We start from the raw sequence: 14,736 nt of genomic DNA on the forward strand, positions 1-14,736 counted from the left end.
CAAAAGGGATTGATTAATTGTTGGACAAATGGAAAACAGCACTAGAAACGTTCTTAAAAGATTGGCAAGACAGAGATGAGGTTATAGGAGCGCTTGTTTGTGGGAGTTATGTTACGGGGAATCCCTCTAAGCGATCTGACATCGATGTACATATTATTTTGGCAGAAGATGTGGCATGGCGGGAAAGAGGCAATCGAGTGATTAATGGGTTTCTAATTGAATACTTTGCTAATCCTCCAAGTCAAATTCGTCGGTATTTCCTAGATGATTTTAACAAGCGTAGAACTATGTCGATGGTGCAATTTAAAACAGGTAGAATTTTATATGATTATACTGGAATAATAAAAGACCTAAAATATGAAGCAGAAGAGTGGCTAAGCAAAAGATATAAGAAAGTGAATAAAACTGTCTTAGAAATAAAAAAATACGGATTATGGGATGCATTAGATAATTTAAAGGACTGTTATGAACAAGATAGGAAAGACTTTACCTTTACGTACCATAACGAATTAGCTAATTTGTTTACGGAGTACTGTCACTTTTTGAATTTAGAAATGATACCTTCTTATCAAATCTGTGCGTATCTTGAAGATCCACTGTATCTACAAAAATATTGTAAGACAGCATTTCCAGATGATTACTTTAAAAAATCTTTTATGAAAGCAATGCAAGAAGATGATGCTCAAAAGAAGATGGAGTTATTTGAAGCATTAGTCAATTATGTACTCAAAAAAATGGGGGGTTTTCGTATAGATGGCTGGCATATGAAAAGTCCAATCGATGATTAAACTTAAGGAGTAGGGAGTTAGTTCAGAAACAAGACGAGCTCCCTAATTTTATGTTATTATATAGATATAATAAAAAAAGAACCTATTTTTTATGAAAATGTCAACCATTTTTAGGCCGATTATTCCAAAAAGCTTAAATAATCCTAGTTTTATCCGTAAGAAATAGTGAGTTTTTTGCTTGAATTATGAACAGAAAGACTCGAAAAAAGCGGATAACTCTCATATAAATAGTTGATATTTTATTCTTGAACTAATTGTGATAAACTGCAATAAGGTAATAATTGATACAGAAATGGTGTGCTCCGAGGTTGCTCCATGGCTTACAGTACTTCTAAAGCAGGAGTGCTTACATCCTTTCTGCAAATCTTAATATATAAGGAAGGTAAAAATGAGTAACAGACAAATTAAATCAGATGTTATCTTAATTGGTGCCGGAATCATGAGTGCAACTTTGGGAACATTACTCAAAGAATTAGCACCAGATTGGAAAATTACAGTGTTTGAAAAGCTTGAGAAAGCAGGCGAGGAAAGTTCTCACGAATTGAATAATGCTGGAACTGGACATGCTGCACTATGTGAGCTGAACTACACTTCAGAGAAAAAAGACGGATCAATCGATATCAAAAAAGCGATTAATGTTAATGAACAGTTCCATGTTTCAAGACAATTTTGGTCGTATCTTGTAAACAATAAGCTGATCAATAATCCACAAGACTTCATTATGCCTTTACCACATATGAGTTTAGTACAAGGGAAAGAAAATGTTGAGTTTCTAAAAAGACGTCATGAAACGATGACAAAAAATCCTTTATTTGAAGGAATGGAATTCTCAAAAGATCCTGAAACACTAAAAAAATGGATTCCACTTATTATGGAAAATCGTCCAGCTGGTGAAGATATTGCTGCAACGAAAATTGACACTGGTACAGATGTTAACTTTGGTGCTTTAACACGTATGTTAATTGACCACTTAAAAGCACAAGATGTAGATGTGAACTACAAACACAGTGTTGAAAGTTTAAAACAAACTAGTGATGGTTCATGGGAAGTACGTGTGCATGATTTAGACGGCTGTAAAATGGAATATCATTCAGCGAAATTTGTCTTCCTTGGAGCTGGTGGAGGAAGCCTAGAATTACTACAAAAATCTGGTATTCCTGAAGGAAAACATATTGGTGGATTCCCAATTAGTGGTCTATTCTTACAATGTAATAATCCAGAAGTAGCTGAAAAGCATCATGCAAAAGTGTATGGAAAAGCAAAAGTTGGTGCTCCACCAATGTCAGTACCGCATCTTGATACACGTTATATTGATAATAAAAAATCACTACTATTTGGACCATTCGCAGGTTTCTCACCTAAGTTCTTAAAAACAGGCTCAAATATGGATTTATTTGCTTCTGTTAAACCGCATAATATCACAACTTTATTAGCGGCAGGCGTTAAAGAGATGGGATTAACAAAGTATTTAATCCAACAGCTTATGCTTTCAAAAGAACAACGTATGGAAGAGTTACGTGAGTTCATTCCAAACGCGAAGAGTGATGATTGGGATATTATCGTTGCTGGTCAACGTGTACAAGTTATTAAAGATACAGAAGCAGGCGGTAAAGGTACACTTCAATTTGGTACGGAAGTTGTAAGTGCTGCTGATGGTTCAATTGCAGCTTTACTCGGAGCTTCACCAGGTGCGTCTACTGCTGTACATGTTATGCTTGAGGTTCTTAATAAATGTTTCCCTCAACATATCAAAGAGTGGGAACCAAAAATTAAAGAAATGATCCCATCATATGGTTTATCTTTAGCAGAAAACCCAGAGCTTCTAAAAGAAATTAATGCAACAACAGATAAAGCACTAGGTTTGAAATAAATAAGGAAGAGCTCTCAATCTAGTTAAAATTGAGAGCTCTTTTTGTATGCCTTTTCCTGGGAAATTTTTAATGCTTGCCACAATTTTAACAAAGTAACTATAAAAATTAGTATAAATCTTTTTGACTTCATCATGATCTTTTTAAAACTGGAGCCATATATCCTGTTGTTTTGTTATAGGTTGTTTTCTATACTTTTCGTAAATGTAGGAAGGGAGCCATTCAATAGATGATTAAGCTAAAAGATATTGGGACATTTCAGGAGCTACCAGAGATTGCAATGCATATTTATACTGGTAATATCACCGCTTTACGAGTAGCAAAGAATAGGGGCTGGAATATTGAAGAACATTTTATATTAAGTAAGCATACCACGTTAAGTCCATTAAACTTAGCACTGATTTTACAAAAATTTGATGTAGTAAAACTGTTAGTTGAATATAATGTCAACTTGAATGTCGAAAAAAACCCTGCTTTTTTAGTTGCTGTTCGATATTGTAAGGAGAATATCATCCGTTACCTTGTCAAACAAGGGGCAAATCTAGATGGATATAATCAGGTTGGTTCTGGAGCCTTTTCACAGGCCTACTATGGGAATAAAAAAAATATCCCACTTATTCATGAGCTCGGACTAGATATTAAAGAACATGGTGGGGCCGTATTACGTGAGGCTGTAGCTAATTATGATATGAAAACAGTCACTTATTTACTCGATGAGGGGGCAGATATTAATTATCAAAAGTCTGACATGGTTTACCCCTATGCTGCCACACCGTTAACTATTGCCTCACGCATGGGGAATATTGCTATGGTGAAATATTTGGTTGAACGTGGTGCAGATGTCTCTTTAACCGAGAAAAATGGAGAAAGAGCTTATACTATTGCCGTAGGTTTGAAAAATGAAGAGCTAGCGAATTATTTGAAAGCACAAGAACCTGCGGAACTTCATTCAATAGTAAATAAAAAATATGCATTAAATAAATATAATTTACCAGATGAATTGGTCGATTTTCTAACGGGTGATAAATTGTATCTTAAACTTCCACCAAATGATTATGACATTCAGTATATTGAGTTTTTTAAGCTTACAGACACAATTGAGATGAAGCTTGGTCGTCAAAAACTTCTCCGACTTTCGGCATATGTTGATAATTATTCTGACATAGAAGTAGTGTGGAACCCAAATGGAAAGGGCCAAATTGGGTGCTATGATGTGGAGCATGAAGAATACGCTGATTTATGCAGCTTTACAGAGTTTCTTGCTAGACCAGAAGTCTACATCATCAATTTTCTAGAAGGGGAGCTTTAGCAATGTTCCTTAATACTTGATAACTGAGAATGGAACAATGATTACCTTAATAAAAAGAGTCATCGTATTGCTCAGGAAAAGGCAGTTTCCCAAAAGAATATGCCTTTTCTTGATTATTCTAAACGCGAAGTTTGGATATACAGAATACAATAGAACGTTTGATGTATGTGGCGCAAAAGAACAGAAGTACAGCTACTAGAAGTGCTAGAGGGATACTGAAAATAATAGGTATATCTACACCGTACCAGATACTCATTTTAATTTGATCCAGTCCGAATGTTCGTAAAAAGCCAGAGAATATAGATAGTATAGCACTTAAGAGTAAGCCAATGTATAGAACTGACAATACAACAAGAGCTAGTGAGCAAAAAAAAGCTTGTAGCATTTTTAGGAATATCATTCTATTTCCCTCCGAATAATATGATGCACGACTGCATTTGAATCGATTGAATAATCATCTGTATAATAAAGCCTTTCGATGAGACAATTTTCTCCTACTATAACTACTTCACCTTCCACAATTTGTGCATTTGTATAAGATAGCTTTAACTGTTTTCCACTGATTGTGTGACAAATTAACCTTTTCTTAAATAATGGAAGAAGTGTCACTCGATCTTTTTTTATCATTACATTTTCAGCTTGCAGCCTGCCAATTTTACTTTCTCCTGATAATTTCAACTGAAAGTGATTAGCTACTAATTCAGCGGCTTTCACTACACCAAGAGCCTCAAAATGTTCGCTCTGTAGTTTCCCTTCAATTATTACTTTCCCGGTACTATTGATTTTTTGGACACAACCTTTTTTTACTTTAAGGTTACCTGCATTTGTTAGTTCATCGATTTCACAATAATCTTTTAACGTACATGAACCTGTGCTGTTAAATTCATGGACAAAAACGGGAAAATAAAATGAGCTATGGCCATGAGTAGACACTTTTTGCATGCGAACTTCTTGATGTATTGTTACGGCTCCACGAATATTTAATTGCTCATACTCAATATCCAAATGTTTAATACGGCCATTCGTAAGTGTTAGGGTACGCAGTTGTTGAAACATAAAAGTCACCTCATATACTTTAATTAATATATATTTTAATTACTAAAATATATATTAATTAAAGTATATGCAACTTCCCTTTGTCAAGAACAAATGAATTCCCTAATTTTGAGGCAATAAAAAAGGATTTCAATTTGTTGAAATCCTAAAAAATTTTATTCATTAATTGATTTACTTCACGTAAAATATTGGCCATATCTATGAGTTTATCCTGTGAAAACTTTAAAAAGATTTCTTGAACCTTTTTGTCCCCATTGCTTGTTAAAGTCATTTTGACGACACGGCGGTCATTATTTTCTCTAATTCGTTGTATCAGCTCTAGTTTTTCCAGTTTATCGCACATGGAAGTGACAGCTCCAGGAGTGATACTGAAGAATTCGGCAATTTCTGTCGCCTTCATACCATCATTTATTTTTAGTTGCAGGAGTAAAATTAATTGGTTTTGTGATAACGCTTCCCCTTTAGATAAAAGCTCTACAAACATTTTTGACTTTTGCTGTATATCTAGCATTTCCTTCATAATAATCTCTACATTGTGTAGACTTTCAGCCATATAATCACGTCCGTTAAAATATTTAATGGTTAAATTATATAGCAACTAAATTAACCTTTCCAATCATTAATAATTGTTTAAAAGCTACAAGTACCTTAGCCCCTTTTATAGATGAGTCCATGGTGGGAATAGTAGCGCCAATAAAAGAAAGGAAACATCATATCAAGGTATATTATGAATTTTTTAATAGACTTCTTTTTTACATTCGTTTCACAAAAGTAGCGTGATACATTCTTCTTTTATAGACATAAAAGTACATACTTAGTGGCCACCATAGTGTCACGAAAATAGGGTAAATTGCCCATATAACGCTTGGTGAAGAAATAACATTGACTGTAATGAAAAAGATACTAATTAGCAATGTAGCTGTAACGGAGAAGGCTACAAAAGTTTTGCGTTGAGCATGATATAAAGCAAGAGGCCACCACATGACTAAAAATGCGGGATAAATCGCCCAAGGATATTGTGGAGATACCATGATATTTAGCAATGCGTAATATATAATTGTAGAAGCAGAGCCAATAAGTGCTGTTTGTAACGTCTTTGCTTTTTCTCCTAAATACATTAGAAGTGGCCACCAGATAATCGGATAGATGGCATAAATGAACCATAAATGATTTGGAGCGTATAGATAATTTTCGATAATAAGAAACGAGATAATTATAGCACTACAAACGAGAGAGTATTGTTTATACATTTTTTTTGACATAAAAAATAATGTAATAGGCCATAGTAGAAGCAGTATGCAAGGGTAGATAAACCACATTGTTTGAGGCGATGTCGTGTAATTGACAATCCCTAAGAAAATCATTGTCATCAAGCTCCCAGCTATAGAAAAGTTAATAAAGTTCCTCATGATTATTCACCCCATCTCTTACGCGTCCACACAAAGTACATAGATAAAGGCCACCAAAGAATAGCGAAGATCGGATAGATTGCCCAAATTGTATGCGGCGTGTAATAAAGATTAATGAAAATAAAAAAGGCAATAATTAAGCTACTTCCCCAAATTGAAAACTCTAAATTTAATTTTGCCATGTTTTTCTTTGCAGGCTCTTTAACGCCCAATTCTTTTTTTAAGTCTTCAATATCTCCAAATTCTACAATTGCTTTATTAATAGCATCTTCTTGTTCTTTTCCTTGATCCATCAAATAAAATACCTTTTCTTCAAGATTTTCAATAATCTCTTGTTTGACCATTTCAGTCTCGTTGTTACGAGGAATATCTTTAAAAAGCTCATCAATATGGTTTTTTATTCTTTTCATTCTAAGCCCTCCATAAATAAATCGATTATTTCTTTTACTTCCGACCATTCTTTCACTAACTCATTTAAATAGGCTCTACCTAATGGAGTAATACGGTAATACTTTCTTTTGCCTCCATGTGAAACATCTCCATAATAGGCTTCAATAATTTCCTTTTTCTCAAGTCGTTGAAAAACTGCATACAAAGTTGCTTCCTTGATTTGAAACCGATTGTTTGTACGGAGACTTATTTCCTGAGAAATTTCGTAGCCATAACGATCCTTTTCTGAAATTAGCCGTAAAATAATCGAATCCAAATGTCCTCGGATAATATCACTGCGAACCATAAGTCACCTACTTTATTTATTGCTCTATCTGTTAGAGTAATATTAGCAAACATTACTCTACCTGTCAAAGTAATTTGTTTTCTTTTTTATAGTGCTAATATGCCGAGACAATACCACACAAAAAGACTCCACTCACTGAAAATCCTAAAAGGATTCTTTCATGGTGAGTGGAGTTCGCACAATCTTTTTACATATACAATGCAGCGAGGAAAATCCCTAAAGCTTCGTCATAAATGTCATCAAACTGGCTGAGGGGGAGAGGATTTGTACCACTTCCCAGCTCAACGGTAAAGCCCGGTCTACGCCAATCTTGAATAAACCAGTCTTTATAGCCTGCATAGCTACCTGCAGATTGAATGGGCTCATAGCCACTAACTCTACTAAATTCATTCACAAGGACTTCGGATTCTGGGGGCTCAAGATTTTCAAAGCCCCAATAAATAACGCGACCTTGTGTATGAAATGCTAGAACTCTTAAAAAATCACGTTGCTTGGTCATGTTGGCCATTGCAATGGCTTCGGGTTCAGATAAAGGCCTTTCCCCACTATAATCTCTAGGGCCAGGTGATTTGGGATTGCGGGCACTTTCTAGCTCCCATTTTGCAGGAAATTGATCATTTAAATCGATCCCATGGATATTTGCTTTCCAACCAGAAAAATCGGAGCTCCCATTATTCCATGTAATCAATTGATTTTTTAATGCTTCATCACTTGGTGGGCCTTGTAATACTAAATCGACTCCATCAGGGTTCACCATGGGTACTATAGAAAGGGATGTTTGTTGATATAAAGAAAATGGAGAAATGCCACGAATACTACTTTGATTAGTGAGGGCGAGCAAATAGTCATTTAAAAATGTTAGAATAATAGGTGTAGTAATCCATTCATTCGCATGAAACGAGCCGTTATAATGAATACGTTTAGCTCCATTGCCAATTAAAAGCTCAGGGAGTTCTTTCCCTAAAACGGAGCTCCCAATGCTTGTACTTTGGAGAAAAGGATATACGTTGAGCAGCTTTTTTATATCATTCATCATATGAGTGTACGTGTAATTTTGTTTACCTTCAACTAAGCGCCATGTAATGCGTTGAGGTATGTGAATGATCTGACCTATTTGTAAGTGATTGGGGTTGAGACCAGGATTAACGAGTAATATGGCGATGAGGGGCAGGTTTCGACTCTGTGCAATCTGCCAAAAAGAGTCCCCTTGTTTGATTTGATAGCTAATGTTTATAAAACCAGGAATACGAATGCGTTGTCCAACTCTTAAAAATTGGGGATTAATATTTTTATTGGAATCTAGAATTAGTTGAAGTGGTATGTTAAACACTTCACTAAAATGCCAAAGTGAATCTCCTGGCCTTACGATGATATCCACATGTATTCTCTCCTTAATTAGAATTCGTTCACTATATGATGTATATGAAAAAATTCTAGACTTATTAATATGAAATTGGCAAAGTTTCTTTATTGTGAATGTTAAAAGAAGAGATAATTAGTTATTTTTGCATGTATACTAGTAATAATAATAAAGTGAAAGAAAGGTAAAGGTAGGAAAACCAAATGTTAAATAAATTGAAATTGGGTATACGCTCCAAGATTACATTAGGTTATATCGTAATCATTCTTTGCTTACTTGCTGCCGTTGTCATATTAAATAATCAAATTACTTCTTTACAAAAAGAACGGAATTTTATTATTAAATACGATTCCAATGTTCAAACTTTAACCAATGAGATTGAAAAGTATGTATTAGATATGGAATCGAGTCAGCGAGGTTTCATCATTACAGGTGAACCAAGTTATCTAGAGCCCTATGATAATGCGGCTGAAAATTGGAAGTTAGATTTTAATAATCTCTATCAGCAAATGAAGGAAAAACCTTCTCAACAGGAAAAGTTAAAAGAGATAGAGGAAACGATTGAACATTGGATAAATACTTCAGGTAAGCCAACAATCCAATTGAAAAAGGATAATAATATAGAAGCGTTGAATGAATTTTTTAAAGTAGATAGTGGGCGCCAAGATATGGAGAAAATGCGCAAATTATTTGATTCCTTCCGCTCAACTGAAAATGCGTATACACAAGCAAAGGCAAGTCAATTAGACAAACAGAATAGTAAATTAACAAGTGGCTTATTTGGGATCTTAATTTTAGTTTCTGTCATTGCCATTGTGATAGCTAGTGGAATTTCACGTTCAATCGTGAGAACGATAACGGAAGTTACACAAACCATTAAAGAAATGGCTGCTACGAAAGGTGATTTCACGAGAAGAATCCATGTGAGCTCTAATGATGAAATAAATGATCTTGCTGAAGCAACAAATATACTGTTAGAGTCAGTAGAAAAGAGAGAATGGTTACAAAGTAATATTGCAGAAATCGTGACAAAATATCAAGGTGTTTCAGCAATTACAAAATTAGCTGAGATCTTCCTATCAGAAGTAGCACAGAAAACACAAGCCTCCCTTGGTGCATTCTATGTCAGAGAAGTAACAGAGGAACAAGTACATTTTGTGAAAAAGGCTGCTTTTGCTGATGGAGATGACCGTGTCGGTATTGAAAGCTTTAAAATGGGACAAGGATTAATCGGTCAATGCGCATTAGAAAAAAGGATATTATTTTATGATAATATTCCGCAAGACTATCGCTTAATTAGAACGGGTTTAGGTGAAGTAAGGCCGCAAAATATTTTATTGATCCCTATAATTTTTGAGAATGAAATTATAGCAGTGGTAGAAATCGCAACAATGACTAAATTTAGTGAGTTGCAGCAAGAATTAGTGCAGCAAGTTACTGAAACATTTGGCTTAACAGTGAATAGTGTGTTAGGGCGTATGGAAATTGTTCGTCTATTAAATGAATCCAGAGCAATGACAGAAGAATTACAGGTACAGTCAGAAGAGCTTCAGACACAATCTGAAGAGTTACAAATGCAAACAGAAGAGCTGACAATGATTAATGAGCAACTAGAAGAGCGCACGAAAGAGGCTGAATCTAAATCTAGAGAGTTGGAGAGGGCGAAGAAGGAATTAGAAGAAAGTGCAGAACAACTAATACTTAATTCTAATTATAAATCCGAGTTCTTAGCAAATATGTCACATGAATTAAGAACACCTTTAAATAGCATATTAATTTTATCGGAGATGCTAGCAGAAAATAGTCAACAAAACTTAACAGACGAGGAAACAGAGTTTGCTAAAGTGATTCATTCTTCTGGAGAAGATTTACTTGCTTTAATCAATGATATTTTAGATTTATCAAAAGTAGAGGCTGGGAAGCTTGATATCATTTTTAATGAAGTGAATATGAGTGAAGTACCAGTGCAAATTGAACATACCTTTGCACCTGTTGCAATGAAGAAAAATTTAGCATTCGATATTTCAAAGGCAGATCATGTTGTAGATGTATTCTATACGGATGAAAAGAGATTCCATCAAATCATAAAAAATTTATTATCAAATGCGTTTAAATTTACGGAACAAGGATCTGTATCATTAGCCATTAACCAGCTAACACCACAACAATTAACAAATAATATGCAAGACATAAGCACAGATTGGCTGGAAATTACCGTATCTGATACAGGGATAGGTATTCCAAAAGACAAGCATCAGCTAATTTTTGAATCATTCCAGCAAGCAGATGGTGCTACAGTTCGGAAATATGGTGGAACTGGGCTCGGTCTTTCAATTTGTAAGGAATTTGCTAAGCTGCTTGGTGGCTGGATTACGCTGCAAAGTGCAGAGGGACAAGGAAGTAGCTTTACGTTAACGATTCCAAGTTTACCAAATGGAATTGAAGAGGAACATTGCCAAAAGCTTGCTATGAACGAAGTTGCCGCTACGACGGTAGAAGAGGAACAAATAAAAGAACAACCACAAGAAATGGAGGAAGCTCTTCAACAAGAAGTAGAGGTCTTCCAAGGGAAAAATATTTTAATAGTAGATGATGATAACCGTAATATTTATGCGTTAAAAACTGCTCTAGAAAAAAGAGGTATGAACATTTTAGTGGCCAAAGACGGACTTGAATGTTTAGAGGTCATGCAAGCTAATGCTGAGATCGATCTTATTCTGATGGATATTATGATGCCTAATATGGATGGCTATGAAGCGATGACTATTATTCGTCAACAAATGAAACGCACAGATTTACCGATTATTGCGCTGACAGCAAAAGCTATGAAAAATGATCGCGATAAATCGTTACAGGCTGGTGCATCAGATTATATTAGTAAGCCATTAAATTTAGATCAATTAATATCGGTTTTAAGAGTATGGTTGGTTTCTAAAGGGAGTTAATGAACATGGAACAATTTCAGCCTTTGGAGCAAAATATACAATTAAATAAGCAAACAAATTTAGAAATTGATTTGTTACTAGAGGCTATTTATCGTTTATCTGGGTATGATTTTCGTCAATATAATCGCTCATCGATTTCGCGTAGAATTTTCAATAGGATGAGAATAAATAACATTCCAACGATTTCACGTATACAAGAAAAGGTCATTCATGATAAGGAATTTTTAGAGCAAATTTTGAATGACTTTTCGATAAATGTAACCGAAATGTTTCGTAACCCTAGTTTTTTTAAAGCCTTTCGTGAAAAAGTGATCCCCACTTTACGAGAGTACCCAGAAATAAGGATTTGGCATGCTGGTTGTGCGACAGGTGAGGAAGTATACTCTATGGCTATCTTGCTTCAAGAAGAGGGGCTAATCGATAGGGCAGTAATTTACGCAACAGACATGAATGAGCAAGTATTAGAAAAAGCAAAGAAAGGCGCTTTTCCTATTCATAAAATGCAGGCTTATACGAAAAACTATATGCTTGCTGGGGGTGTCCACGCTTTTTCGGAGTACTATAATACAGATTATCAATATGCCTACTTCCACCCAACATTATTGAAAAATATTATTTTTGCTCAACATAATTTAGTAACAGATCAATCATTCAATGAGTTTCATGTAGTCTTATGTCGAAATGTCCTTATTTATTTTTCACCTAAGCTACAGAGTCAAGTACATCAGTTGTTTTATGAAAGTCTAAGTGAGCAAGGTTTTCTATGCTTAGGGGATAAAGAAACATTGCGCTTTGATGAGGTTATTTCAAAATATAGTGAAATTGCTAGCAATGAAAGAATTTATCAAAAAATATATTAACGAGTAAGAGGCTATCCTAACATTGGATAGCCTCTCTTTGTTATTTATATAGAAGTGCTAGTTGCTTGAATCATTAATACACACATATCATCAGGTTGATTTTCTTGTTTATCCTTCGGTAATAAATTGTCAATCAGGCATTGTGAATAATCCCACTTGGAGGATGTTAGCGTTTGCAAATGCTTTTCTGATTCAATTTCACAGGGTCCCATTGCTTCTAATACGCCATCTGTAAATAGCACAATTTGAATATCCTGTTCATATTGAATACATTGCTTTTTAACTTTAATTTCATCGAAAAAGCCAACTGCACAGCTTCCTTGATTTAATGGAATACATGTTTTTTCGTCTATTAGTGCGTATCCAGGAGGATGACCAGCATTTATATATTCGACTGTTTTTTGCTCTGTATCAATTACTAAATATATGGCTGTAAAATAATAAAGATTATTGTCTTTTCCATCTTGCAACAGGGTCATATAACGATTCAGTTCTTTAATGACAAGTTCAGGCTCGTTTAATTGTTTAACAGCCTCTCTTAAAACAGAGGAGATAAACATACAAACAAGTGCTGCAGATATTCCATGACCCATCATATCCAAAAGTATAATGGCATAGCGATGATCATCTATTTTATACCAATAATACATATCACCCGCTAAATTTGAGGATGGTAAATAAGAAACTTCAATACGGATATCCTTCTCGTTTAATGGTGGGCTTAGTAGGCTTCGTTGTACATGAGTGGCTAAATCGAGTTCATATTGTATTTTCTTTTCATGCTGAGTGTGCCAATCTAATTCCGATTTTAAACGTAATGCAACTCGAATTCTTGCAAGCAGCTCCGTTTTATTAATTGGTTTTGTAATATAATCTACACCACCGATATCTAATGCTTCTGCTAGCTTGTTTTTATCTTCGAGCGCTGTGACAAATATAATTTGAATATCTTTCAAACTTTCATTTTGTTTAATACGTTTGCAGGCCTCAATACCATCTACTTCTGGCATCATAATATCTAACAATATTAAATCTACTGAATTTCCTGTTGGATTTGGTGCATCTAATTGTAAATAATCAAATAGCTCATAAGCAGATGAAAGAGAAACACAGTTATCATAACCTGCATTTTTTAGTATTTTTTCAATGACAAATAAATTGACTTGATTGTCATCTACTAGAAGAATGGTCATAGTTACTTCTCCTTACTCTGATTGAATTGTGCAGATTATTATTCATGTATATAAAATACTTTCAACTTTATCATTATACAAAACATCAGAGAATAAAGGTATTTTGGCGATCTGAATGTATAGTTTGCTAGAAAGTGAATGAAAGAGAGTTTACATTTTAGCTTTTCTAAATCCTTGATATATATCAAATGCATTTACTAATACAGCAGTAATCATACCGAGGAGTAAAATCTTATCTATAAAAAATGTTACCTTAGCTGAAGCTGTATCTGTGATAGTGGCTATATAGGGGATGGAGGCACTATGAATAAAATCTTGATGCATTGCCAGGGCAATAAATACAACGGTTCCTCCACCTTGAAGCAGTGCATTAGTTATAGCGATTGGCATTGTCCATTGACCTGAGCGCCATTTGACGAACGTTAAAACGACACTAAGAATAATACATAGGAAGACTATAGGGGCAAACGTTTGTAAAATATTTTGATTAAAGATCGGCATAACGAATTTCAAGCTACCGTTGTCGTTTGTTGTATAAATACCTAAAAGACGATAGGCATTCCAATAAACAAAAGCAAAAATAAAGATCCCTGAAAGACTAAAAATTGTATCGCTTAAAGTGATGACTTTGTCTTTAGGAATATTTTTTATTTTTACTAAATCATCAGGGGACCATTGTTTCGCGTTCAAAAAAGGCAGTTGAATTTTATTAGAACCAGATCGCTCAACGATGATAAAGACAACCGTGATCCAAAACAATACGTGAAAAAATACAGAAATCATGGCAACAATGATCATGGAAAATGTTGAAATAATTGTTGTGAGAAGTGCCTCTTCCCCTGCAAACAGCACTATTTTTTTAATTACTTGAATAATGATCGTCATGAACATTGCCCAAGGTATGACTAGTTTGATCGTTCCGATGTATTGGTCAAAAATATCTGGGCCAATTAAAAAACGGGGTGTATCCTGATAGCTTGCAGCAATTTTTACAGGGTTACCGAGTTTTTGGAGTACGGTTTTCACATCAGATTCTGAATATTGCTCAGGCAACATATTCTCTATAGTAGCCTTTAGATCAAGCAATATTTCTTCACGCCGCGTATTCTTATGTAGCTTTTTAGACACTTCGTGAAGATAAGAATCAATTAAAGTCATTCAAATTCCTCCTTTAATCATTTTCAATGCTCATGATTTATTGTGGTAATATAT

General features: G+C 34.6%; 13 protein-coding genes. 5 read left to right on the forward strand and 8 right to left on the reverse strand.

The genetic code is table 11. The features are described from left to right. The first annotated feature begins 20 nt into the window (after positions 1-20). The 3 genes from ABC382_RS15570 (at position 21) to ABC382_RS15580 (ending at position 3,965) form a co-directional block, all read left to right on the forward strand. Entirely contained in the window at positions 21-788 is a 768-nt protein-coding gene (locus ABC382_RS15570) for a nucleotidyltransferase domain-containing protein (protein WP_322611473.1), read from the forward strand. Positions 789-1,176: 388 nt separating this feature from the next. Beyond that, complete coding sequence (locus tag ABC382_RS15575) at positions 1,177-2,658, forward strand: malate:quinone oxidoreductase (RefSeq protein WP_274795039.1); 1,482 nt, start codon at positions 1,177-1,179, stop codon at positions 2,656-2,658. Between the two features lie 227 nt (positions 2,659-2,885). Continuing rightward, entirely contained in the window at positions 2,886-3,965 is a 1,080-nt protein-coding gene (locus ABC382_RS15580) for an ankyrin repeat domain-containing protein (RefSeq protein WP_274795038.1), read from the forward strand. A 396-nt stretch (positions 3,966-4,361) separates the two neighbouring features. On the opposite strand, the gene ABC382_RS15585 is transcribed toward ABC382_RS15580, so the two are convergent. The 6 genes from ABC382_RS15585 to ABC382_RS15610 form a co-directional block, all read right to left on the reverse strand. Next, positions 4,362-5,021 (reverse strand): hypothetical protein, encoded by a 660-nt coding sequence (locus ABC382_RS15585; RefSeq protein ID WP_412926957.1) that lies wholly within the window; start codon positions 5,019-5,021, stop codon positions 4,362-4,364. Between the two features lie 145 nt (positions 5,022-5,166). Then, positions 5,167-5,574 (reverse strand): MarR family transcriptional regulator, encoded by a 408-nt coding sequence (locus ABC382_RS15590; protein WP_312506380.1) that lies wholly within the window; start codon positions 5,572-5,574, stop codon positions 5,167-5,169. Positions 5,575-5,773: 199 nt separating this feature from the next. Further along, the gene (locus ABC382_RS15595; RefSeq protein WP_322611875.1) at positions 5,774-6,139 is read right to left on the reverse strand and encodes a hypothetical protein; all 366 of its coding nucleotides are present in this window, start codon (positions 6,137-6,139) and stop codon (positions 5,774-5,776) included. A 293-nt stretch (positions 6,140-6,432) separates the two neighbouring features. After that, positions 6,433-6,840 (reverse strand): permease prefix domain 1-containing protein, encoded by a 408-nt coding sequence (locus ABC382_RS15600; protein ID WP_274795033.1) that lies wholly within the window; start codon positions 6,838-6,840, stop codon positions 6,433-6,435. Then, positions 6,837-7,166 carry a PadR family transcriptional regulator gene (locus tag ABC382_RS15605; protein WP_274795032.1) on the reverse strand — a complete coding sequence of 110 codons (330 nt, stop codon included), beginning with the start codon at positions 7,164-7,166 and terminating at the stop codon, positions 6,837-6,839. Before ABC382_RS15605 ends, ABC382_RS15600 begins: the two co-directional genes overlap by 4 nt. A gap of 187 nt (positions 7,167-7,353) precedes the next feature. Further along, the gene (locus ABC382_RS15610) at positions 7,354-8,544 is read right to left on the reverse strand and encodes a M14 family metallopeptidase (protein WP_274795031.1); all 1,191 of its coding nucleotides are present in this window, start codon (positions 8,542-8,544) and stop codon (positions 7,354-7,356) included. 185 nt (positions 8,545-8,729) lie between these two features. Between ABC382_RS15610 and ABC382_RS15615 the strand changes: the two genes are divergently transcribed. Both ABC382_RS15615 and ABC382_RS15620 read left to right on the forward strand, forming a co-directional pair. After that, positions 8,730-11,471 carry an ATP-binding protein gene (locus tag ABC382_RS15615; RefSeq protein WP_322611874.1) on the forward strand — a complete coding sequence of 914 codons (2,742 nt, stop codon included), beginning with the start codon at positions 8,730-8,732 and terminating at the stop codon, positions 11,469-11,471. A gap of 5 nt (positions 11,472-11,476) precedes the next feature. Continuing rightward, positions 11,477-12,331, forward strand: coding sequence for a CheR family methyltransferase (locus ABC382_RS15620; RefSeq protein ID WP_274795029.1), 855 nt, complete (start codon positions 11,477-11,479; stop codon positions 12,329-12,331). A 44-nt stretch (positions 12,332-12,375) separates the two neighbouring features. Here the strand turns inward: ABC382_RS15620 and ABC382_RS15625 are convergent, their stop codons facing one another. Continuing rightward, positions 12,376-13,524, reverse strand: coding sequence for a fused response regulator/phosphatase (locus ABC382_RS15625; RefSeq protein WP_274795028.1), 1,149 nt, complete (start codon positions 13,522-13,524; stop codon positions 12,376-12,378). Between the two features lie 150 nt (positions 13,525-13,674). Continuing rightward, positions 13,675-14,682 (reverse strand): HAAS signaling domain-containing protein, encoded by a 1,008-nt coding sequence (locus ABC382_RS15630; RefSeq protein WP_274795027.1) that lies wholly within the window; start codon positions 14,680-14,682, stop codon positions 13,675-13,677. Positions 14,683-14,736 lie beyond the last annotated feature (54 nt).

It is taken from the genome of Lysinibacillus phoenicis (assembly GCF_047238325.1).
Taxonomy (GTDB): domain Bacteria; phylum Bacillota; class Bacilli; order Bacillales_A; family Planococcaceae; genus Lysinibacillus; species Lysinibacillus irui.